20 protein-coding genes are annotated in these 23781 nt (G+C 39.2%); 7 read left to right on the plus strand and 13 right to left on the minus strand.

Features of this window, described 5'->3' with window-relative positions:
* Positions 1 to 2: 2 nt before the first annotated feature.
* A complete protein-coding gene (locus M0R21_06750) occupies positions 3 to 539 on the minus strand; it encodes a copper resistance protein NlpE (protein ID MCK9617520.1) in 537 nt (178 codons plus the stop codon).
* Between the two features lie 110 nt (positions 540 to 649).
* On the opposite strand from M0R21_06750, the gene purL reads away from it, so the two are divergent.
* Positions 650 to 4357 (plus strand): phosphoribosylformylglycinamidine synthase, encoded by a 3708-nt coding sequence (purL, locus tag M0R21_06755; GenBank protein MCK9617521.1) that lies wholly within the window; start codon positions 650 to 652, stop codon positions 4355 to 4357.
* A gap of 61 nt (positions 4358 to 4418) precedes the next feature.
* Here purL and M0R21_06760 read toward each other — a convergent pair whose 3' ends face one another.
* The 7 genes from M0R21_06760 to M0R21_06790 form a co-directional block, all read right to left on the minus strand.
* The gene (locus M0R21_06760; protein MCK9617522.1) at positions 4419 to 4994 is read right to left on the minus strand and encodes a DUF1697 domain-containing protein; all 576 of its coding nucleotides are present in this window, start codon (positions 4992 to 4994) and stop codon (positions 4419 to 4421) included.
* Between the two features lie 114 nt (positions 4995 to 5108).
* Complete coding sequence (locus M0R21_06765; protein ID MCK9617523.1) at positions 5109 to 5744, minus strand: hypothetical protein; 636 nt, start codon at positions 5742 to 5744, stop codon at positions 5109 to 5111.
* 194 nt (positions 5745 to 5938) lie between these two features.
* Positions 5939 to 6388 carry a hypothetical protein gene (locus M0R21_06770; GenBank protein ID MCK9617524.1) on the minus strand — a complete coding sequence of 150 codons (450 nt, stop codon included), beginning with the start codon at positions 6386 to 6388 and terminating at the stop codon, positions 5939 to 5941.
* Positions 6389 to 6703: 315 nt separating this feature from the next.
* On the minus strand, positions 6704 to 7144 hold the full coding sequence (gene tnpA, locus M0R21_06775) for an IS200/IS605 family transposase (GenBank protein ID MCK9617525.1): 441 nt from the start codon (positions 7142 to 7144) through the stop codon (positions 6704 to 6706).
* 474 nt (positions 7145 to 7618) lie between these two features.
* On the minus strand, positions 7619 to 8338 hold the full coding sequence (locus M0R21_06780; protein ID MCK9617526.1) for a hypothetical protein: 720 nt from the start codon (positions 8336 to 8338) through the stop codon (positions 7619 to 7621).
* 992 nt (positions 8339 to 9330) lie between these two features.
* Complete coding sequence (locus M0R21_06785) at positions 9331 to 9960, minus strand: O-methyltransferase (GenBank protein ID MCK9617527.1); 630 nt, start codon at positions 9958 to 9960, stop codon at positions 9331 to 9333.
* 94 nt (positions 9961 to 10054) lie between these two features.
* Positions 10055 to 10588 (minus strand): hypothetical protein, encoded by a 534-nt coding sequence (locus tag M0R21_06790; GenBank protein MCK9617528.1) that lies wholly within the window; start codon positions 10586 to 10588, stop codon positions 10055 to 10057.
* Between the two features lie 131 nt (positions 10589 to 10719).
* On the opposite strand from M0R21_06790, the gene M0R21_06795 reads away from it, so the two are divergent.
* The 4 genes from M0R21_06795 (at position 10720) to M0R21_06810 (ending at position 14441) form a co-directional block, all read left to right on the plus strand.
* The gene (locus M0R21_06795) at positions 10720 to 11379 is read left to right on the plus strand and encodes a hypothetical protein (GenBank protein ID MCK9617529.1); all 660 of its coding nucleotides are present in this window, start codon (positions 10720 to 10722) and stop codon (positions 11377 to 11379) included.
* A gap of 149 nt (positions 11380 to 11528) precedes the next feature.
* Positions 11529 to 12656, plus strand: coding sequence for a Re/Si-specific NAD(P)(+) transhydrogenase subunit alpha (locus M0R21_06800; GenBank protein MCK9617530.1), 1128 nt, complete (start codon positions 11529 to 11531; stop codon positions 12654 to 12656).
* Positions 12657 to 12668: 12 nt separating this feature from the next.
* Entirely contained in the window at positions 12669 to 12974 is a 306-nt protein-coding gene (locus tag M0R21_06805) for an NAD(P) transhydrogenase subunit alpha (protein ID MCK9617531.1), read from the plus strand.
* 24 nt (positions 12975 to 12998) lie between these two features.
* Positions 12999 to 14441, plus strand: coding sequence for an NAD(P)(+) transhydrogenase (Re/Si-specific) subunit beta (locus M0R21_06810; GenBank protein ID MCK9617532.1), 1443 nt, complete (start codon positions 12999 to 13001; stop codon positions 14439 to 14441).
* Positions 14442 to 14505: 64 nt separating this feature from the next.
* Here the strand turns inward: M0R21_06810 and M0R21_06815 are convergent, their stop codons facing one another.
* The 3 genes from M0R21_06815 to M0R21_06825 all read right to left on the minus strand — a co-directional run bounded on the left by M0R21_06815 (position 14506) and on the right by M0R21_06825 (position 20552).
* A complete protein-coding gene (locus tag M0R21_06815) occupies positions 14506 to 15354 on the minus strand; it encodes a bifunctional methionine sulfoxide reductase B/A protein (GenBank protein MCK9617533.1) in 849 nt (282 codons plus the stop codon).
* A gap of 412 nt (positions 15355 to 15766) precedes the next feature.
* Positions 15767 to 18118: a T9SS type A sorting domain-containing protein gene (locus M0R21_06820; protein ID MCK9617534.1), complete on the minus strand. Its 2352-nt coding sequence runs from the start codon at positions 18116 to 18118 to the stop codon at positions 15767 to 15769.
* A 4-nt stretch (positions 18119 to 18122) separates the two neighbouring features.
* A complete protein-coding gene (locus tag M0R21_06825; GenBank protein MCK9617535.1) occupies positions 18123 to 20552 on the minus strand; it encodes an Ig-like domain-containing protein in 2430 nt (809 codons plus the stop codon).
* Between the two features lie 189 nt (positions 20553 to 20741).
* Here M0R21_06825 and M0R21_06830 point away from each other — a divergent pair, with 189 nt between their 5' ends.
* On the plus strand, positions 20742 to 20975 hold the full coding sequence (locus M0R21_06830) for a DUF2179 domain-containing protein (GenBank protein ID MCK9617536.1): 234 nt from the start codon (positions 20742 to 20744) through the stop codon (positions 20973 to 20975).
* A gap of 31 nt (positions 20976 to 21006) precedes the next feature.
* On the opposite strand, the gene M0R21_06835 is transcribed toward M0R21_06830, so the two are convergent.
* Both M0R21_06835 and M0R21_06840 read right to left on the minus strand, forming a co-directional pair.
* Positions 21007 to 21483 carry a methylated-DNA--[protein]-cysteine S-methyltransferase gene (locus M0R21_06835; protein ID MCK9617537.1) on the minus strand — a complete coding sequence of 159 codons (477 nt, stop codon included), beginning with the start codon at positions 21481 to 21483 and terminating at the stop codon, positions 21007 to 21009.
* A gap of 21 nt (positions 21484 to 21504) precedes the next feature.
* Entirely contained in the window at positions 21505 to 23031 is a 1527-nt protein-coding gene (locus M0R21_06840; GenBank protein MCK9617538.1) for a glycine--tRNA ligase, read from the minus strand.
* Between the two features lie 180 nt (positions 23032 to 23211).
* On the opposite strand from M0R21_06840, the gene M0R21_06845 reads away from it, so the two are divergent.
* On the plus strand, positions 23212 to 23781 hold the full coding sequence (locus tag M0R21_06845) for a DUF3109 family protein (GenBank protein ID MCK9617539.1): 570 nt from the start codon (positions 23212 to 23214) through the stop codon (positions 23779 to 23781).

Genomic DNA, 23781 nt, shown 5'->3' on the forward strand with positions numbered 1-23781 from the left:
TTTTATTTTTTAACGAGAGTTAAGATAAAATGTACATGATCTTTATCCATCTCTACCACTAGTTCGTCAGTGCGGATTTCGAGAACCTTGTAATTAATGGTTTTGGGGGTGTTGTGAGAATTGATAGCTACCGATTTACCGTCATTTGACACTTTCCAATTGCCTTTATCGTTGTCGCGGTTGCTTTTTAACACATAGGTGTTGTCTTTATAAAAAATTACTGACAAACTGTTTTTGATGTCTTCAATGGTATATTCAAACTTCTGTCTTGCCCTTTTGTCCTTGAACTTAATGTCGTGATCAACCGATTCAAGTCTCCAGCTCCCCGCCATCACATTTTCTATTTTATCTGCCAGAGTAACTTTCCGGGTAATGGTTTTTCCGGGTTTCTTCGGGTTGGGTATTACCACAGTGTCGGTCATGTGATTCTCAGAAACGGTACTGTCGCCCTCGCGATACAAAACATTTTTGTTTGAACCGTGGCACGAAAATAGAACCGCTACGATTATTGTGTAAATTAGGGTATAAATAATTTTCATTGTCTGCAAGTTGATGAAGGGAGCATGAATCCGTGTCCTTTCACCTTGGGGATAGGGGTGAATTTGTTATTTTTGCAAAATTGTAAAAATTCTTTCAAAATATCCTACTCATGATACTCTTTTTTAAAAGCAGTTCAAAAATCTATGTGATTGATACGAATTGTCCGTTTAACGAGGAAACTATTAAAAAACTATTATGGCTTTTTGGTGAAGCGGAACTTATAAAAAAAGATATTTTGTATGGGTATTTTGTAGGACCCCGTCGTGAAATGATTACCCCTTGGAGTACCAATGCCGTGGAAATCACTCGCAACATGGGAATTTTGGGAATTCGGCGCATAGAAGAATTCGTTACGGCTACTGAAACTACCCCTTACGATTCCATGCTGCAGGCATTGTATAAAAATATTGACCAGGAAATTTTTACCATTCATCGTTCCCCCGCACCGGTAATTTCCATTGAAAATATAGCTGCTTATAATCAGTCAGAAGGGTTAGCGCTTAGCGATGAAGAAATTCAATACCTCGAAAATCTCAGTATCAAGCTGGAAAGAAAACTTACCGACAGCGAAGTGTTTGGTTTTTCGCAGGTAAACTCCGAACATTGCCGGCATAAAATTTTTAACGGAACCTTTATCATTGATGAAAAAACTCAGCCCGAAACCCTGTTCGGAATGATAAAAAAAACCGCAAAAGTGCATCCCAACCTTTTGGTTTCGGCTTACAGTGACAATGTGGCTTTTATTCAGGGTTCGGAAATAGAGCAATTTGCACCACAAACTCCCGATAAACCGGATTATTATGTAAAGAAACAAATTCAAACAGTTATCTCTCTAAAAGCAGAAACGCATAATTTTCCAACTACCGTTGAGTCGTTCAACGGAGCGGCTACCGGAAGCGGAGGCGAAATCCGTGACCGCATGGCTGGTGGCAAAGGAAGTATTCCACTGGTGGGAACAGCAGTTTATATGACGGCATATCCCCGGAGCGAACCCGGCAGACAATGGGAACTGGCAGTGGAACCCCGGAAGTGGCTGTACCAAACTCCCAAAGACATCTTAATCAAAGCCTCCAATGGTGCCAGCGACTTTGGAAATAAATTCGGACAGCCACTCATCTGTGGCAGCGTTTTAACCTTCGAACACCAGGAAAACAACAAAAAATATGCTTATGACAAGGTAATCATGCTTGCCGGAGGTGTTGGTTTCGGAAAAAAATCCGACAGCCATAAAAACAACCCCGGTAATAGTGATACCATAGTGGTGATGGGCGGTGATAATTACCGTATCGGCATGGGTGGAGGTGCAGTTTCATCAGTGGCTACAGGAGAGTACCGCAACGCCATCGAACTAAATGCCGTTCAGCGGTCAAACCCGGAGATGCAGAAGCGGGTTTTCAATACTATCAGGGCTTTAACCGAAACGGAAAATAATCCCATAGTTTCTATCCACGACCATGGCGCAGGCGGACATTTAAACTCCCTTTCAGAATTGGTGGAAAGTACCGGAGGTAAAATTGCGATTGAAAAACTTCCCGTTGGCGATCCCACTCTTTCGGCTAAAGAAATAATAGGCAACGAATCGCAGGAACGCATGGGCTTGCTGCTGAAAGAAGAAAATATGAACTTGTTAGGAAAGATTTCAGCACGCGAAAGAGCCCCAATGTATGCCGTGGGAAAAACTACAGGCGACCATCGCCTCGTTTTTGAAGATACGCAAAACCATAACAAACCCATTGACCTCTCATTGGAAGACTTTTTCGGAAAACCTCCCCGCACTATCCTTACCGACGAAACCTCCCGCGAAACTTTTTCAGAAATAAAATACCAACCTGAACTACTTACAAATTACCTTGAACAAGTTCTCCAACTCGAAAGCGTTGCCTGCAAAGATTGGCTTACCAACAAAGTTGACCGTTCGGTTACTTCGCGCATCGGGTTACAACAAACGGCGGGTACTGTACAGCTTCCCTTGAATAACCTGGGCATTGCCGCTCTGGATTATAAGGGAGAAAAGGGAATCGCAACCGCACTTGGACATGCTCCTGCCACCGCCCTTATCAACCCTGCCGCAGGTTCGCAGCTTGCCATAGCCGAAGCGCTCACTAACATCGTCTGGGCTCCGCTCACACATAGTCTGCGGGGAGTGTCGCTAAGTGCCAACTGGATGTGGCCCTGCAAAAACCCCGGAGAAAATGCACGCCTGTACGAAGCCGTAAAAGCTGCTTCAGAATTTGCCATTGCCTTGGAAATAAATATTCCCACAGGTAAGGATTCACTTTCTATGACACAAAAATATCCCGATGGCGAAACGGTGTTTGCTCCCGGAACAGTCATCATCACCGCAGTGGCTGAGGTAAACTATTTCCGTAAAACCGTGCGTCCTGTTATTGTAAACCAGCCTGGAACCACACTTATATACATTGATTTTACCTGTGATGCGCCTGTTTTGGGAGGAAGCGCTTTTGCACAGGTGGCAGGGCAAATAGGAAACGAGGCTCCTGCCATTATCCGTCCTGAAATCTTCGCCAACGCTTTTAATGCCATCCAGCAATTGATTCAGGAAGAAAAAATCCTTGCCGGACATGATGTTTCTTCTGGCGGGCTTATCACTTGTCTGCTCGAAATGCTTTTTGCCCGGAACGATACGGGTGCTATGGCAGATATATCCTCAATACCCGGCAAAGACCCCATTCACATACTTTTTAATGAACATCCTTCTGTGGTAATCCAGGTAAAAGAGCTGGAATATGTTGATAATTTCTTAAAGGGAAAGAATGTTTCCTATTACATTTTAGGAGAAGTTACTTCAGAAAGAAGCCTCGGTATTTTTTATGAAAAGACAAAAATGCGTTTTGATGTTAACCATCTGCGCGATGTTTGGTTTAAGAGTTCTTACCTGCTCGACAGGCATCAGAGCGGAGAAATTCTTGCCATGGAACGATTCAGAAATTATAAAAAGCAGGAACTTGTGTTTCGCTTTCCTGAACATTTTACAGGCAAAGCTTCACAGTTTGGCATTGATCTGGACAGAACAAATCCTTCGGGCATCAGGGCTGCCGTTATCCGCGAGCAAGGCTGCAACAGCGAGCGCGAGATGGCATACATGCTGCACCTTGCAGGTTTTGACGTAAAAGATGTGCATATGACCGACCTGATTGAAGGCAGGGAAACCCTCGAAGATGTTAACTTCATCGTCTTTGTGGGAGGATTTGCCAATTCCGATGTACTGGGTTCGGGTAAAGGCTGGGCTGGAGCCTTTCTTTTCAATGAGAAAGCCAATACCTCTCTTAGGAATTTTTACCAGCGCAACAATACCCTGAGCCTCGGTGTTTGCAACGGCTGCCAGGCGATGATGCACCTCAATCTCATCTATCCGGAACACGAAAAACAACCCCAGATGCTGCACAACGAATCGCGGAAGTATGAATCCATCTTCCTTACCATAGATGTGTTACCCAACGATTCTGTATTGCTGAAGACCCTTGCCGGTGCAAGGCTCGGAATTTGGGTATCGCATGGCGAAGGCAAGTTCAGCCTGCCCTACGTCGAAAACGAATACCATATTCCTGCCTGTTACAGCTACCACGACTATCCGGGCAACCCCAACGGCTCCGACTACGATGTTGCATGCCTTGCTTCGGCTGACGGACGCCACCTGGCAATAATGCCTCATTTCGAAAGGGCTTTCCTTCCCTGGCAATGGGCGGAATATCCCGCCAGTCGTCGCCTGACTGACGAAATAAGTCCCTGGATGGAAGTTTTTTTTAACGCCCGGAAGTGGGTGGAAGAAAAAATGAAAACTTCTGTGCCGGTGTAAGAAACAACCTCGTTTATCTTTTCTCCGTCAGTTGCAACTAACGGAAACATATTTTTTAATTTTATGTGCCTTCTTCGCTGTTATTTTTTTTCGCTGCCATCAGTGCAAGTAATTTTGTTGCCGTATTCCAGTTGCGGATGGTCATTTCTTTGTAAACGGGAAGGTTAATAAGTTTGTTTAAAAAACTTTGTCCTGAATTGCTGATGAGCCGCGAAAAATAAAGAACACTCTTACCTTCATATATGTTATCAACACCTTCCCTTTTTGCAATATTTTTTATTGCTTCGGCTGAGGTGAGAGGCTCCTTTAAGAATGCCACATCATACCTGAATGTTCCGGCATCACTGCCAAATCTCTGCGGGGCTTCTTTAACAATTTTAGCCAGTTGTTCATGGGTAATTATTACCACTCTCGATGTATAGTTGAATTTTTCCGAAAGAAATTTTTCTGTTTTGCTTTCAAGTTGGGCGTTGTCTTTTTCGTTCGTACTAAAGATAACATTATCACTTTGAATATAAGTAGTTACATTACCGTATCCCATGTTTTCAAAACATGATTTCAAATCAGTCATTCTGATAATGTTGTTGCCACCTACATTTATCCCGCGTAGTAATGCAATGTGCAAATTACCTAACATAGGTTTTTCTTTTTTGCTTTGAAAATAATATATTTATTGTTTACCCCCGCTGAGCGGAATTTGCAATCCCGCCATGTTCCTATTAACAAAGCATTTTCCGTTCAGCCGGAATTTTCATTTATAATATAAGTTTCGTAAACTTTTCAAAGTAATCTGTTCTACAGCTAATTTTACACTTATATCTCCAGCTGTCTTTATTTTTTTATAATATAAAATCTTGCCATTAAAATTATCTATTAAAAATATACACTGTTTTATATAAGTTTTTACCAGTGGATCTATCCAAATTTTATTTGTTTGCTCCGGATAATTTATACAATATTGTGCTCTAATAATCAGCATAATTGAATATTGATGTTTATGATTTCGCTTTAGATTATTAAAGGATAACGGGATGTCTACGTTGTTTAATGAATTCTTTTTATCATCAAGCAAATTACTCAATTGCTCAAAATCAACGCTTACCTGAGAATCTGTAAGATCATTATAATCAGGCTTTACAATCTTATATTTTTTATTAAGTACAGAATTTGTTTGATTTATAATATCAGTTATTACAATTTCCTCTAATTGAGGATCAGACTGTTGCCTTCGATAAAAATCAACCGTTTTAATTTGCAAATCAATAGGTAAAATCTCAAGAGTATCTATACTCCTTTTAATCTTCTTAAACTCATCAACATATTTTCCCGAACTACAAGCATATAGCAATCCTGATATAACAGAAATTATAAATAATATCCTTTTCATATTGTTTATTTTTGGTCGTTTTCAATCCTTGTTTCTAATATTCCATAGCTAACCCCGCTGAGTGGCGCATTTGTAATTTTCTGCTTTCATCAATTTTATATCGCTTTTCAATACTTTTTACCTTATTATTCTGCGGAATTACATCCCGATGACTATCGGGACCGCAACGTCCCGGGCGGCTAATTTTTTGCCGCTTAGCGAGGGTTATAAGTTATTTTTTTTCTTTTTTTTCGCCAAAATTTAACCTTATTGGGAATCTTGTTACTCACTATTTCGATTCCTTTGTTACGTAAAATCTGCTCAATTATTGTCTCTGAACAGTCAAACTGCATTGCCAAATGTTTTATTTCTACACCACCTTTTAAGTAACGTTTTATTATTTCTTGGATTCGTTCAGCCGAAAAGTAATTTTTTGCAGGTAATTTGTCTATTGGTAATTCTTCTTTGTACTGATTCAAAACTTCAATAATGTCGGGAAGAATAGTTGGGTTTATTCTTATTTTATGGATATCATACTTGTCTTTGTCGAGCTGTACTATCTGTTGTATTGCAACGTATATTATTCCATTGTGATGTTTAACCAAGTCTAAAAGGAAAGTGCTTTTATCATATTCAAGCAAAATCGTTTGTAATTTTTCTTCCATTCTATGATGTCATTAAAAAGTGATTTTGTCTTTTATTGTAGCATTACGCACAACAGTGGCAATATGGCAAGTGGCGGTTTACGAGGTACGTCTGTATCGTCCCCGCTGAGGTTTTTCTTTTTTGCTTCGAAGATAATATATTTATTGTTTACCCCCGCTGAGTGGAATTTGCAATTTCACCCGAAACGTTAGAAAATTTGTAATTTTCTGCTTTCATTTATTTTATTTGGCTTTTTGCTCTTGGCTTTTAGCTTTTGGCGGAATTAGAAATTCCTCTTTGTTCAGAGCAGAATCCCGATGGACTATCGGGACCGCTCAGCCGGGTTCATTATCGGGTTTATGTAATTTTATTAACTCGTCATATTCGGTTTGAAATGAGCGTTTCTGATGATGTTTTTTCTGATTGTTAATATATTCAAAAACCTTTTCAACAACTGATTCACTAACCGAATAGGCAGCATAACCTGTTTGCCAGGCAAATTTCTCAGTTAAAATATTTTGCTGGTTGATAAAATGAGAACTGCTTCCTTTAATTTGTTTTATAATTTCGGCAATAGATTTTTGCGGATTTAATAAAAACAAACAATGTATGTGTTCGGGCATTCCGTTGATAATGCGTACCGGGCAACCTGATTCATTTAATTGATTAGCTACAAACGAAAATACTGTTTTTTCAATTCCGTGATTTATCAATGGCATACGATTTTTTGTTGACCAGATTGCGTGTATCCAAATTTTATTATACGAATGTGGCATATGGGTATTATTTTATGGTAATGTAAACCGTTAAAACGCTTTCGTTTTTTGTTTCAATTTATCATAGCCCACGGTTTAACATAGCCCACGGTTTAAACCGTGGGCTAAGGAATGTCAAAACCATATTTTTAATGGATTTATCCATTTTTGTTATTTTGTCCTTATCAGAATCTCCAACCCCGCCCGTATTCTTATGTAATTTGTAACTTTCTGTTTCCATTTGTTTTTTATTTCGCATCCTCTGCTCACCCTTATTTCTATCTATCCTTCTAAAGTTTGCCCCGATTTAATCGGAGGAAGAGTTGTTTATGTAAATGCTCCTCCAAATTCCCAATCCCCGCCCCCTTATTTTTTATTTACTTATTTTTCTATTACCCTTTCACCTATCTTCAAATCTTCAAATCAACTAATTTTCAAATCGTCTCATCTTCAAATTTTCAAATTAGCCAATTAGCACATTAGCATATTAACTAATTAACTAATTATTTCACTTTCTCCTTCTTCGCTTTTTTCGCCACGTTCTCTGCGGAGTTTTTTCATTATATGAGTCAATGTGTAATCTGTTACTTTTGAAGGGTCAACATCGGTAAAAATCTTTTTGCCGCGTTCCAATATCTGTGAAAGCATGTTCCATAGTTCGTTAAATTTTTCCTGATTTTTCATCACTATCTGGCTACGGTCAATCAGCAAGTCGTTCTGTTCCTTGTTCAGCCTGTCGAGAACTATAAACTTCTGGCTGAAAAAATCCTTGCCTTCATCGGTAAATCCTTCCGATTTCAGTGCATCTAAGTTAATTGTGATGTTAGAATTAAGAATGGCAAGGCTGCTTACAAGCGATTCGGGATCGCCTCTTAGCAGGCTGTTACGGACATCAACTATGCCAAAACTATCAATTTTACATTGAAGATTTTCAGCATCCGACACATAACTTTCCAGAATTTTCAGTTTTGGACGGATAGATTGTGTTTCATTGGTTATCTGTTCAGTAATTTTTTTTATTTTCCCGGTAGGAATTTGAGTTTTCACAATATTTTCCACAAGCTCTATTTTGCCATCGAGCATAGTTATAAAGTCTTTAGGAAACTTTTTTGGAAAAAGCCGGTAAAATTCATCATTGTCGCGGAGATAGGCGTGCCGTATTGAACTTGCAGCGTATGGCAATTCGTCAATGCGGCATGGGATTTTTGAGTTCATAGCATTTTTATTTTAAGGTTTACTACAAAATTAATATATAAAAATGCATTTGTCAATAAAAAAGATGTCCGGATTCCTGAATCCAAACATCTTTTTTTAATCATTGGGTATTAAAAATATTTTATACCATAAATCCTATTTTAATTTGGATATTAAAATAATAATAAAAGTTTATCAGAATATATCACTTAATAAAAATATCTGCTTTTATCCTTCAAAAATAATTCATTAATTTATAACACATGATTACTAATTATAAATAAATCACAAACATATAATTATATTTATTCCAATCAATGCTGTTTTATATTTATTTTAAATTATTATCCTATATCTTACCTGAACAAATTTATTAATGAAAATTTCTTTTACACCCCTTTGCGAAGAAGTCAGTGCATCCTTTGCGGTTTAAATTTTTTTTATCGCAGAATACGGAAAGAATTACACAAAGAACCGCAGAGCCTATCATGTCAAAAAAATAACGTATCATGCTATGAATCATTAAAATTTTTCTTTATAAATAATTGTTTTATACTTTTGAGTAGGGAAATTGATAATCATATCTTAAATAAAACATCCTACATTCCTAATATGCTCATTCATGCAAACCACGACCAATATTTTTATGTATTTTTATTGCACATCCTATTGTTTTTTCTGTAATTTGATTAATTTCTATATATTATTATTTTTAACAATATGATTTGCATATTTTAATATATCGTTACTTAGCCATCAAGAATCGTTACTTAGCTGTCCGGAACTATTGCCCAGTTATTAAATATTGTTATTAAGCCATTCGGAACTCTTACCCAGCCATTATAAATCATTATCCAGTCGTTCAGAATCGTTACATAGCTTTTCGGAACTCCTATCCAGCCATTCAGAATTATTAATTAATCGTCTTTAAAAATAACTTTCTTCCAAGCGCTATCATTTCACTGCATAATAATTCAAATCTTCATCTGCTAAATCTTATTACAGATTGATATTTACAGTTTTCTCACCATCATAATTCCATCACGGAATGGCAAAAGCAGGTTTTCAACCCTCGGATCGTTTTGTATAAAATCGTTAAAAGCAATAATGCCCTTTGTTTCTTTATCACTGGCATCAGTATCAAGTACTTTTTCTCCCCATAGCACATTATCGGCTATCAGAAACCCTCCCTTATTTATCTTATCAAAAAGTAAGTTGTAATAATTAAGATAATTGTCCTTATCAGCATCCATAAACACAAGGTCGAATTGCATCTGCATCGTAGGAATTATCTCCATTGCATCGCCCAGATGCAGTGTAATCTTATCTTCGAACCCAGATTCGGTAAAATAATTTAATACATCGTCTTCAAACTCAGGATTTATTTCTATCGTATGCAACCTACCATTAGCAGGAAGCGCCCCGGCAAGGCAGATGCTTGCATAGCCAGTAAAAGTGCCTACTTCCAAAACATTTTGGGGTTTAAGCATACAGCAAATAAACTCAAGCAGTTTCCCCTGCAAGTGTCCGCTAAGCATACGCGGATTCAACCGGTGGATATGCGTTTCGCGGTTAATACGATAAAGCAATTCCGTTTCGGCAGAAGTGTGCAGTTCGGCGTATTCTTCAATCTCTGGTTTCAAATTTACAGTTTCAAATTTAGGTTTTTCGGTTTTTCAATTTTACACAACTTTTTCTGCTTTAGGGAGTATAATAGTAGTCCATCGGCAAATTAAATTATTTCAAAGGATATTTCTCATCAAAATACACCCAAAACAATGGCATATATCCCTGCAATTCGCCTTTTTCGGTATATTTTTCCAGCAGGGGGGCTATCCCCAGTATTTTTTTGTCCATTTGCAGGGTCGTGGGGTTTATGCTCCATTCTTCCAGAAAGCGGATTCGGGTAATGTCCTTGCGATTCAATTCGTGTTTTACTGGTATCAGGCTGTCATTATAAGGCGGTTCCGGATTTTGCACAAGGATGGTGTCCGAATAATTTTCAATTGCCTTCACCTGTTCCACGGTAAGCTGTTTGCCAAAAATATCCCAGGCTTTCACCTTGCCCTCATAGGCAGCGTCTATAATCTGGTGAATAAATTTCTCCCTGTTTTGTCCTTCAAGATTCTGTACCCACCAGTCGAGTCCCGGATCGGGGCTTTTTATGTTTACGTCATACTGAATACGCTCGGTAACAATTGATTTTTCTGACTTATGATTGCACGAAAAAAGTACAGCCAACAATATTCCTACAAATACAATTTTTCTCATATTTTTTACTGTCTTACAATAATGAAAGCAAAGGTACATTTTCTTTGCAAATGCAAAACCGCTCCTACAAAAACACTTCTTTTGCGATTGTGCTTTACACACCGTAACTTTGTTGCTGAAAACTTTTTGAAATGAGAGTTGTACCCCTGTTCGTAACGATAGCTTTGCTTTTTTCCGCTTGTTTTCCTAACCACAAAAAGGAGGTCATAGTTGAAACATGGAAGAATGGTAAACCCAAAATCAAATATGTGTATGGACTTAGTGATGCAGATTTATCATTTACAAAAGAAGTAGGGTATTATAAAAGCGGATGTTTGAAGTATATAGGTTTTCGCAGCAAGGGAAAACGCGACAGTAACTGGACGCAATGGTACGACAGTAGCGGAAAAGTATGGGAACTACACCAATTTAAAAACGATTTACGGATGGGATGGCTATGCCGGTGGTATGAAAACGGGAATCCGCGAAGTCGCATGCACTTTGTATTCGATAAACGGTGGGGAAAACATACTGAATGGTACGAAAACAGCAAGCTGCGCCTGAAGGGACAATGGCGCAATGATAAAATGATCGGTCATTGGGTTTATTGGTACGAAAACGGGAATAAAGAAAAGGAAGGAAACTACTGCCAGGGCGATTGGGAAAAGCTTTCGATGTTTAGCGGAAAATATCCCGACTTTGTGCCATTGAAGGATTCAGTATGGATATACTATGATTCCTATGGCAAAATCATTCGTAAAGAGACCTGGGAAACTGGTAAAATTCTTTGCGTTTCTTTTCAAAAACCCTGACATTATTTATCGTATTTTAGGAATAATAAATCTGAAAATACGAATCATTCTTAGTATAAATTCAGTGTAATACTTATTTAATAAGCGCAAAATTTATTGCTTAATCTTACAACTTATTCTAAATTTGCCCGCACAAAACCTTTAAATTTATGATATTAGGAATATTAAAAGAAACTAAAGACGAACGTCGGGTTGCTATGTTACCCGAAAGTGTCGCCGCTTTGGTTAAAATGAATGTAACCGTGATGGTTGAAAAGGATGCGGGATTGGCAGCATGTGCCAGTGATGCAGACTATGAAACCTCCGGAGCAAAAATTGATACCAAAGAAAACGTAATCAATCAGTCGGAAGTGCTTGTAAAGATTAATCCACCCACCGAAGAAGAAAAAAGTGCAATGAAAGAAGGTAAGGTACTACTTGCTGTTTTGAATCCCTATTTCAATACCGGTTTGATAAAAGAACTGGCAAATAAAAACATAACCAGCTTTAGCCTGGATGTTATCCCCCGGACCACCCGTGCCCAGGCAATGGACATTCTTTCGTCAATGGCTACCGTAGCCGGTTACAAAGCCGTGCTTACCGCAGCCAATACGTTGCCTAAGTTCTTCCCGATGTTTATGACTGCTGCCGGAACCATTACTCCTGCCAAAGTACTCATTCTCGGAGCAGGCGTAGCCGGATTGCAGGCGATAGCCACATCGCGCAAGTTGGGAGCCGTGGTTGAAGTATTCGATGTACGTGCTGCCGTTAAAGAAGAAGTAATGGGCTTAGGTGGAAAATTTGTGGAAGTGGAAGGCGCTGTTGACGATAAAGCCGCCGGCGGATATGCTGTGGAACAAACCGGCGAGTTTAAACAACGCCAGGCACAAGCCGTACACGACCATGCTGTAAAATCAGATGTGGTAATCTGTACAGCCCAGATTCCTGGCAAAAAAGCACCCGTTCTGCTGAAAAAAGCTACCGTGGAAGCCATGAAGCCCGGTTCGGTGGTTATTGACATTGCTGCCTCTACCGGTGGAAACTGTGAAGTAACCCAAAACAATACTACCATTGTTCACAACGGTGTTACCGTTATTGGAAACTCTTTCCTGGCTGTGGATATGCCTTCGGATGCCAGCAAGATGTTTGGCAAAAATGTTATCAATTTCCTGAAACTGATGATTACCAAGGAAGGTGCACTGAATCTGAACTGGGACGATGACATTGTAAAAGGTACTGCCGTAACGCATAACAAGGAAATCGTTCACGAAAGAGTAAAATCAATTATTAATCAATAAAAAATATACTTTATGGAAGGTGTTTTAAATTTCATTTACGAAAACAGAGAAGCGATATTCATCATCATCCTGTCTATTTTCCTCGGTATCGAAGTAATATCACATGTACCTGCCGTATTACACACCCCGCTGATGTCGGGCTCCAATGCCATACATGGTGTTGTAATCATTGGTGCTATTATAGTAATGGGGCATGCCGAAGATACGCTTTCACTGATATTTGGCTTTATTGCTGTAGTGTTAGGAACACTCAACGTAGTCGGTGGTTTTGTTGTTACCGACCGCATGCTCGAAATGTTTAAGAAAAAGAAAAAGTAACAATCCTCAAAAATAATCAGTGATATGGAAATACAAGAATCAATACTGTGGATATCTTATTTATTAGCCTCTATTTTATTTATCCTTGGGCTGAAAAAGTTAAGCCACCCCGATACAGCACGTAGCGGAAACCTGTGGGCAGCCGTAGGTATGACTGCCGCTATTATTTTTACTATCCTTTTTTACAAATATGAAAATGGTAATAGTATTACCGATAAACCGACCAATATAATACTGATTTGTATTGCACTTGCCATAGGGACATTTGTAGGTTGGTATGCTTCTAAAAAAGTGAAAATGACTGCCATGCCGCAGATGGTTTCACTGTTCAACGGTATGGGTGGTGCCTGTGCCGCTTTAATTTCGCTGATGGAATTTCCCAAAATGCAGGCAACACTTGCTAATGCTGTAATACCTGCTACCAATATGTTCAATGGAGAAGCTATTGCTATCCTCCTCGGGCTAATGATAGGTAGCGTTTCTTTTGCCGGTAGTATGATAGCTTTCGGTAAACTCGACGGACGCATAGGTGATATCAAACATCCTATTCTTCGAATTATCAACCTTACATTTCTTGTGGTTTTGCTTGTTGCCCTCGTACTTATTATGACTCTTCGTCCGGTGGAAGGCAACAACATGGTTATTTACCTGTTTGCTGCTGCTGCCCTCATCTATGGTGTTACTTTTGTAATGCCTATCGGTGGAGCCGATATGCCGGTTGTAATTTCCCTGCTGAACTCCTTTACCGGTGTGGCTGCTGCTATGGGCGGTTTTCTCTACAATAACCAGGCGATGCTTACCGGTGGTATCCTTGTAGGATCATCGGGAACCATTCTTACCATCCTGATGTGTAAAGCCATGAACCGTTCGCTGATCAATGTAATCATTGGTGCCTTTGGCGGAAGTGCTGCCGGTGCTGCTACTTCCGGCGACAAAACCGTGAAGGAAATTACCCTCAGCGATGCCTCCATCCTGCTCAGTTACTCGCAAAAAGTATACATCATCCCCGGTTACGGACTTGCTGTTGCCCAGGCTCAGCATCTGTGTCACGAACTGGATGTATTGCTCGAAAGCAAAGGTGTGGAAGTAAAATATGGTATCCATCCCGTTGCCGGACGTATGCCCGGACACATGAACGTACTACTTGCCGAAGCCGACGTTCCTTACGAAAAACTCGTGGAAATGGATGATGTGAACAATGAAATCAGCAATACCGACGTGGTAATAGTTATCGGTGCCAATGATGTGGTGAACCCCGCTGCCGAAACTGATCCTGCAAGTCCGATTTACGGCATGCCGGTTATTAAAGCCTGGGATGCTAAAAACATCATCGTGATGAAACGTTCGATGGCAAAAGGTTATGCCGCTATCGAAAACGACTTGTTCTATCATCCGAAAAACCGTATGCTTTTCGGCGATGCCAAGGCTACTCTACAAAAATTAATAGCTGAAATTAAATCTTTGTAGTACAAAGCTATGTATTTATATAAGCCACCTCAGTTTTGGGGTGGTTTTTTTATTTTTCGTGTTTTCAGAATATTTTGCGGTACACGTGGCAGTAGGGTATGCCTCCTTTTTTTTCGTAATAATCCTGGTGATAGTCTTCTGCTTTCCAAAAATCAGTCGCTTTTGTAAGGTGGGTAGCCACTTTATATCCTTTGGCTTCTAACAGGTCAATATATTTTTGTGCTGTTTTTCTTTGCTCTTCGTTTAGGTAAAAAATTTCGGAACGATATTGTTCTCCTACATCAGGTCCCTGCTGATTGATCTGGGTAAAATCATGGGTCTCGAAAAAATATTTTGTCAATTCTTCATACGATACTTTAATCGGGTCAAAAATTACCTCCACGGCTTCGGCGTGACCGGTATTTTCGCAACATACCTGTTGGTAAAAAGGAAATTGTACGTTGCCCCCAATAAAACCTACGGTAGTGGATAAAACTCCTGAAACTTTTTTAAAATAATATTCCGTTCCCCAGAAACAGCCCGAGGCAAAAATAGCTGTATCACTTGTGCCTGTATTGCCGGGAACAAAAACCAGCGAAATGGAATTTACACAATGCCGAATATTTTTTTCGGTATATCTTTCCCCTGTAAATACATGCCCCAAATGGGCTCCGCAACGGGCACAAATAATCTCGGTTCGCTCATCGTCAGCATCGGGAACTCTTTTAACTGCGCCGGGAATTTCCTGATCGAAACTGGGCCAGCCATAGAGGGAATCAAATTTGTCGGAGGATCTGTATAACGGTGCATTGCAACGTTTACATTGGTATTCTCCTACATCTTTGTTGCTTACATATTTTCCGGTAAAGGGTAGTTCTGTTCCTTTGTGCAGAATTACCCTTTCCTCTTCGGGTGTAAGTGTATTATATGCCATCATTTTATCATTTTACGATGAACAACGGGTGTAAAAAACCATTGCAATAATTTCTGTTACAACGAATCTTATTTCTTTGTTCATCAAATTACTATATATTTTATATAAACAAAAAAGAAAGCGGGAAGTTTGGGCTGACCTGTAAAAAAAAGGTTTAAAACAGGAGGTTATTATATAAATAATCCTTGTGGCTGTTGTTGCAGTTCATGTTTTAGCAACCATTCCTTGCGCCACAATACACCACCGTACCCAACAAGCTGTCCTGAAGAACTAATTACACGATGGCAGGGGACAACGATGTTAAGAGAATTTTTCCTCCTGCTTTCAGCGTTGGGACGCCCAAAATTACATATTTTATATTGATCTACAATACTTTATACGGGTGTCCCGAAAAATTGCGGATAGCAGGAGGCTAGTTTTTGATAAACTTTGTTGTTATTCTTTTGCCGTTGTTTTCTACTATCAACAGATAAAATCCATCATTCAGATTAGAGGTCTGGATAGCAGTAGTACTGTTATTCAACTTGCCGCTTATAATTTCTTTGCCAACCAAATCAAAAATATGATAATGAATATTAGATGTAATCTTTCCGCTAACCTGCACATACAAAACATCTTCGGCAGGATTTGGGAATATCTTGATTTCTGGGAAGTCTGGCTTAACCTTTTTGATATCAGAAAAACTGCCACCACCGGGAGCACAATCAGTAAAATAAGCATTGCGAATAATATCTACACAGTTCATTAGTTTATTTACAGAAAACATGGAAGTATCGCTTGAAGTATAGTCTCTTGCAAAAACATAGGCAAGGTCAAACTGCTGTTTATCTCCTGGTTTGAAAGTAAAAGGGCCTGAAGAACTTATGCCTCTTCTATCTTCTGCTAAATTTTCATATGTAGCTTCTGCCATGTTCTGGCCTTGCCATGGAGGAGGTGTGCAATTAGTACCCCAATTTAATGTGTCGCTTAATCCCGGAAACCAAAAATAAAAAACTAGATTATTATAAACAGAAGGATAAGACTTTTTCCCTTTTAAAAAGGAATAGTATTCATCTGCCCGTTCCGGATCTGACAAAAAAGTAATGAAAGAATAATTAGTATAACTAAATGAAGACATACCATATCTTTCATTATCTGATATGGTATCACCAAAATGCGTTCCATTCACACTTTCATTACATAAAGGATGTCCTGTTTCGTCAAAATGCGGGTTGTCTGTTCCATCTGCATCTAATAAAGGTCCTTCTAAAACTATTACAGCTTGTGCTGGTGGATGACTCCCATAGATATTGTCTATTGCTTTGCCATTATATCCATAAAAGCAGCTCCGCTCTACATCACATCCAATATAATCATCTTTGTTATAGCCGATATCGAAATCGGTGAAATTACCAATAAACGTACTGTCGTAAGTATTCTGAGAGCGGTTGTAAATATCGTAGTGTAAAAAAATAGTATTTTTAAATGCAGTATCGCTCATGCAATCAAAAGCATATGCCATTCCATGAACTTCCACTTTTATTTTATTTCCTAATGTTTCTTGATGGGCATTTCTATCATCATTGAAAATAAAGAAAACAGCTTCATCTCCTTTAATTAAAGGGTAGTCACCACTTCGTGCATTGTATTTTCCATCATTATTATAATCATAGTAAGGGGCTAATTGTTCAGCTATTCCAAGATTTCCATCTCCGTTTCCAGGCCAGGAGGCAATATCTTCCGGAATGGCATAAGTGTCTTCCCACCAATGGTTTTTATGATATTCTATCTGCTCACGCGAAATTTTCCATAGCCTCGTCCAAAGGCTATCTTGATTTTCGGAATAATTTATGCTATCCATCACCGGACCGGCAAAAAAGTCCTGCCCTCCATATAAATTGGGTCCTTGCCTGAACCTTTCCGCAGCTAAGTGAAGTTGCCCGTTATTATCTTTACCACCTATCCATAGATTACTGGTAAAAATAGTGTTTTTACCACTTCCTTTAGGAACCTCAAAATGTGGATTAAACAAATCAGAACTAGTACTTGGTCCAGTATATGGATCATAGGAGAACAAGAACCCTCTTGCATTAAAACCTGCGTTAATGTTATTTATGTTTAACGAATCGTAGCTACGACCAGGAATCACATTGATAAAAACAGTTCCAATCGTTCTGTAATAGTTGCTTTTAGAAGCAGTGTAATTAAATTTAATCCTCCCGGAGATTTTTGGAGATGGAATAAATACAATACTGCTATCTTCGCGGGATGAAATATAACCGATCTCATTGCTACAAAATATATTAAAAATTTTTATAGTATCATTTAAAAGTTGGTAATCATTTTTAATAAGATTAATTTTAACTGGAAGACCAGCCTTGGCACGGATAAAATCATCTCCGCAAATAGGGAATGAGGAATCAGGTTCTATTTCAAAAACTACTTTTGCCCAGTTAGAAACAGAATTTAAATCCGTCACTTTTTTTACTCTGTATTGTAATGAGTCTTTAAATACATGACCTAATGAATAACGTGGTTGGTATGTTATAGTGTTATCTGTAAATTCTACGTGTGCATATTCATTGGTCGGTTCTGTAATTTCAAATATTTTTACAGGATCCCCATCAGGAGAGTAATCATTATTAATAACATCTATTTCAATTCTGGATAAGACGTCTTCCATGTGTAAAAATCCGTAATCATCTACGGCTACAGGAGGCTGGTTCTGGGAATAGCCAAACTGTACTAAAAATGAAAGAATTAGCAATAAGGTTATTTTTTTCATAGCCTTACTTCTTTATAAATTTCTTGCTTATTAGGCCGTTATTTTCTGTAATAGTTAAGATGTAAAATCCTTTTTTTAGATTAGAAGTCTGGATAGCAGTAGTACTATTATTCAACTTGCCGCTTATAATTTCTTTGCCAACCAAATCAACAATATGATAACGGACATTAGATGTAATCTTTCCGCTAAGCTGCACATACAAAACATCATCGGCAGGATTTGGGAATATCTTGATTTCTGGGAAGGCTGGCTTAAGCTTTTTGATATCAGAAAAACTGCCACCACCGGGAATGCTGTCGGCAAAATAGCACTTACGCAATTGGTCAACATATTGTTGAAGTTTTACCACTGAAGACCAAGCGGTATTCTGTGCATAATCTCTTGCAAATGTGTAGGCAAGGTCTATTTCCTGCTTTTCGCCAGGATGAAAAGTAATGGGTCCTGTTACTCCAGTCGGACGAATGTGATTTCCGCCTGGATTATTATCTGTCCAGAAAGAAGGTCCGTTTGGCGGAACACATCCGGATCCCCAGTGTAGTGTATCAGAATTTCCAGGGTACATAAAATTACAGGAAGGTCCATACGCTCCATAGCCATCAAGCCCCCAGCTTCCATAGGATAAATGGGAACTAGATTGCCATAAACCCTTTAATATCTTATAATATTCAAAATCATAGGTAGGATATAAATCTCCAAAGGTTGGCATTATTTCGGTAATGTCAAAATCATATACTCCAGTTAATCCCATTCGTTCATTATCAATTATAGTATCCCCGAAACGGCTTCCATTTATGCTTTCGTTACATAATTGATTTCCATATTCGTCATACTTTGGATTGTCAATCCCGTCGTCGCTCATTTTTAAACCTTCCAGTACTGTTATCCCTTGTGCAGGTGGATGAGCACCATAGTTTTTTGGAATATTAATCCCAGGTGTAGAAACTTCCACTGGTTCATAATCCAAAGCATTGTAACCATAAAACATTCCTCTTTCCACATCACTGCCCAAAAAATCATCATGTGGGTTTCCTATTTCTAGTTTGGTAAAGATGCCAAGGTATAAACTGTCGTAAGTATTCTGAGAACGGTTGAAGATATCGTAATGTACAAAAATGGTATTGTTGAAAGCCGAATCATTTGGGCGATCAAACGCATACATTAGCGAATGAATTTCCACACCTAACTTTTTACCCAATGTTTCGTTATGGGCAAAGCGATTGTCGTTGTATATAGTTAATATTGCTTCATCTCCACGAATTATAGGATAATCGCCCGTTTCTGGATTGTAAACTCCATCGTTATTATAGTCAAAAAAAGAAGCAATGTTGGCTGCCTGCCCCAGGCTTACATCTCCATTCCCTGGCCATGTTTTTATCGCTTGCGGCATCTGGTAGCCAGCTTGCCACCAGTATGCCTTATGATAATCTATATCGCTTTTGCTGATTTTCCACAGACGCACCCACAGACTGTCCTGCTGAAAAGTATATTTGGTAGTATCCGTTACCGGTCCTGCCCAAAAGTCTTCTCCTATATTAAAATGCGGGCCTGTTCTGTACATTTCTGCAGCAACATGAAGTTGTCCACTTTCGTCTTTTCCGGCTATCCAAAGCGTATTTGTAAAAATGGTATGACAACCCGAACTTTTGGGCGCCTCAAAATGAGGAAGAAAAATTGCATCACCGCCATTTGTTACATTTAATGTCGGATTGTTTGAGAAAAGAAATCCGCGTGCATCGGCTCCTGCATTGATATTATTTACAGTAAGCGAATCATAGGTATGGTTCTCAAGAACATTTACCATTAAATGCCCATGACTGAAATATCCGTGTGGATAACCTTCGGGATATACGTCATATTGAACATCTACATAGCCTTTTACATTGGTTACAGGAGTAATAGTAAGATTGCCCACGCTATCAATGGTTACATAACCTGCTATTGTAGAATTTCTATTAGAAACTCTTATTTTTATAGGTATCCCCAACAACTGATAATCGTTTGCAAGTACGTTTATCGTTACCGGTATCAGGTTGTAGGCTGAAACAGTATCATTTATACAAACAACGAAAATGGAGTCCTGCTCAATTTCGTAAAGAACTTTTACCCATTCCGATTTGGAAGTAGTATCGTTTCTTTCCGTAATACGATAATAAACAGAATCGTAACCAAAATAATTTTCATAAGGTGTAGTAGTATAAGTAATTACACTATCAGAAAATGCTATTTTTCCGTGAAAAGGAGCGATAACTGTATCAATTTTAATAGAATCTCCATCTGGATCGTAGTCGTTTAAAATTACGTAGAGGCTGATTCTGGATGCAGGGAGGGCTTCTTTAGCAAAACCGGAATCTGCAACGGCTACAGGTGGATGATTCTGACATAATGCGCTAAATGTCAGCAATAAAAAGGAAATTACAAAGTAAATATTTTTCATAATATTAAGGAATAATAAAGGACGCTTTAAAATTATGAAATAAAAATGATATTTTAAAAACAATTTTATATGTTTTTTTTATTTTTTTAATCAAAAATAAATATCATGCAGAAATACAATAATTTAAAATGGAAATTATTATAATTTGAAACAAATGGCAACTGCCGGTCGGATTTAACCCTTCATTGGTTGCTCCCCAGCAGAGCCAGTGTCCGTTTATCCCGGCAAACGAAAGTACTAAAAGTTTTCCTGACACAGTTTGTTGGGCACTTCTTCATTTTTACGGCGGTAAGCCGCCACGAGCTTTCGATGCCCGAAGAATACATCCACCGGATAGACCCGAATGCCTTTTTAACGGTAATAGGAGCCAACGAAATCCTTGGAAAAGGATTTAAATCGCTCGGAGAGAAAATTCCAGAATAATTTTACTTAGGAAACTTGGAATCATAAGGTTTTATAGAAATAAGCCCTCCGAAACATTTTGTTTTTCATGTTTTAGCAACCATTCCTTGCGCCACAATCCACCACCGTACCCAACAAGCTGCCCTGAGGAACCAATTACACGATGACAGGGGACAACGATGTTAAGGGGATTTTTCCCGTTTGCTGCACCAACAGCACGGGTAAGTTTTTCAGTACCAAGATTCTTTGCAAGACTTTGATAACTTATGGTGGTTCCAAAAGGAATGTTTCGCAATTCTTCCCACACCTTCAGTTGGAAATCCGTCCCCTTAGGGCGAAGAGTCAACGAAAAAGCCTTGCGGGCTCCGGCAAAATATTCCTGTAATTGCTGAATACAGGGTGCGAGGCACCCGGGAATTTCTCCGATATTTTCCGGGGGTTCATTTGAATACATTATGGAAGTTATTCCCAGATTGTTGCCTGTAATTTCCAGCCAGCCAACAGGAGAATTGTAATATGTTTTGTCCATTTGCATTTCAAAAGTAATCGGTTACCTGTTTTTCTTTATCCGTAAGTTGATAATGGCAGAAATGTTTTCAATTGCAATACGATCCTGTTGCATGCTATCGCGTTCGCGTATGGTAACGGTATTGTCTTCCACAGTTTGGTTGTCAACGGTGATACAATAGGGCGTTCCGATGGCATCCTGCCGACGATAACGGCGTCCGATGGTATCTTTTTCTTCATACGCACAAAGGAAATTCTGTTTCAGAACGTCCATTATCTCACGGGCTTTTTCGGGCAAACCGTCTTTGTTTACCAAGGGAAAAACTGCGGCTTTTATCGGTGCCAGTACCGGAGGGATGCGCATTACCACTCGATCCGATCCATCGTCCAGTTTTTCTTCTGTATAAGCGTTACTCAGCACAGCAAGGAAAGTACGGTCGAGACCGATGGAGGTTTCTATTACGTAAGGAACGTAGCTTTCGTTGAGTTCGGAGTCGAAATACTGTATTTTTTTACCTGAGTATTGCTGGTGGGCATTGAGATCGAAGTCGGTGCGGCTGTGGATGCCTTCCAGTTCCTTGAATCCGAAAGGAAATTCAAATTCGATGTCAGTGGCGGCATTGGCATAATGTGCCAGTTTGTCGTGATCGTGGTAGCGGTATTTGTTTTCGGGGATACCCAGGGAATGATGCCATTGCAACCGTTCTTTTTTCCAGAATTCAAACCATTCCAATTCGCTTCCCGGGCGAACAAAAAACTGCATTTCCATTTGTTCAAATTCCCGCATACGGAAAATGAACTGGCGGGCAACGATTTCGTTACGGAAGGCTTTTCCTATCTGCGCAATTCCGAAAGGAATCTTCATCCTTCCTGTTTTCTGTACATTAAGATAATTTACAAAAATTCCCTGTGCAGTTTCCGGACGAAGGTAAATGGCAGATGCCTCTTCGCCTATCGAGCCCATCTGGGTAGCAAACATCAGGTTGAACTGACGTACATCAGTCCAGTTACGTGTGCCTGAAATGGGGCAAACAATTTCCAAATCAATGATTATCTGACGAACTTCTGCCAGGTCGTTTGCTTCCAAAGCAGCCACAAAACGTTTTCTTACCGAATCTATTTTTCCCTGGTATTCTTTCACGCGGGGATTGGTGGCGAGGTACATTTTTTCGTCGAAACTTTCACCGAAACGTTTGGCGGCTTTTCCCACCTCTTTGTTTATTTTGTCTTCAATCTTAGCCAGGTAATCTTCAATAAGCACATCAGCCCGGTAGCGTTTTTTTGAATCACGGTTGTCAATAAGCGGATCGTTGAAGGCATCAACATGCCCCGAGGCTTTCCAAACGGTGGGATGCATAAAGATTGCCGAATCCAGTCCCACGATGTTTTCGTGGTTCTGTACCATGGCTTTCCACCAATAGTTCTTAATGTTGTTTTTCAGTTCAACGCCATTCTGACCGTAGTCGTACACAGCACTCAGTCCGTCATAAATTTCGCTTGACGGGAACACAAAACCATATTCCCTTGCGTGAGAAATGATTTTTCGGAAAAGTTCTTCGTTATTTGCCATGCGGCAAAAGTAGTAAAAAAGATAAAAAATTATATTGAATGAATGATTGATTGACTGTCGGAAAAAATTAGTTTATCAGATTCCTATTTATTGTAAAAATTTTTTATAATCAGAGGTTATCTTTATTTTTTAAAAAGCATTTTTTCTTTCAGCCAGAATTTTTTATATTACCTTTGCCAGATGAAGATTATAGACAATTCCCTGATTACCGAAGAACTGTTTACGATATGCTTTTCGTGCGATCTTGCTGCCTGCAAAGGAGAATGCTGCGTGGAAGGCGATGCCGGTGCACCACTCGAAATGGAGGAAATCTCTATCATAGAAGATAACCTTGAAGCCATTAAGCCATATATGTCGGAAAGTGGGTTGCAGGCAGTGGAAAAGACGGGAGTTTTTGATTATGATGCCTCCGGGCAGTTTGTAACCCCTCTGTTTGACGGGAAAGAATGTGCCTTTGTGTATTTTGAAAACGAAATTGCATTCTGCGCTATCGAAAAAGCCTTCCGGTTAGGGGAAATAAAATTCATTAAGCCAATTTCGTGCCATTTGTATCCCATTCGTATTAAAAAATATAATGGTTTCGATGTATTGAATTACCACCGCTGGCATATCTGTGAATCGGCGGTTACTGCCGGCAAGCGCAATGCAGTTTCATTGTATCGTTTTTTAAAAGAGCCCCTGATACGGAAGTTTGGGGAGGAGTGGTACGAAAAACTTTTGCAGTCGTTACCCGCAACTGGGAAAAAATAG

This window comes from Lentimicrobiaceae bacterium, assembly GCA_023227965.1.
Classification (GTDB): Bacteria; Bacteroidota; Bacteroidia; order Bacteroidales; family JALOCA01; genus JALOCA01.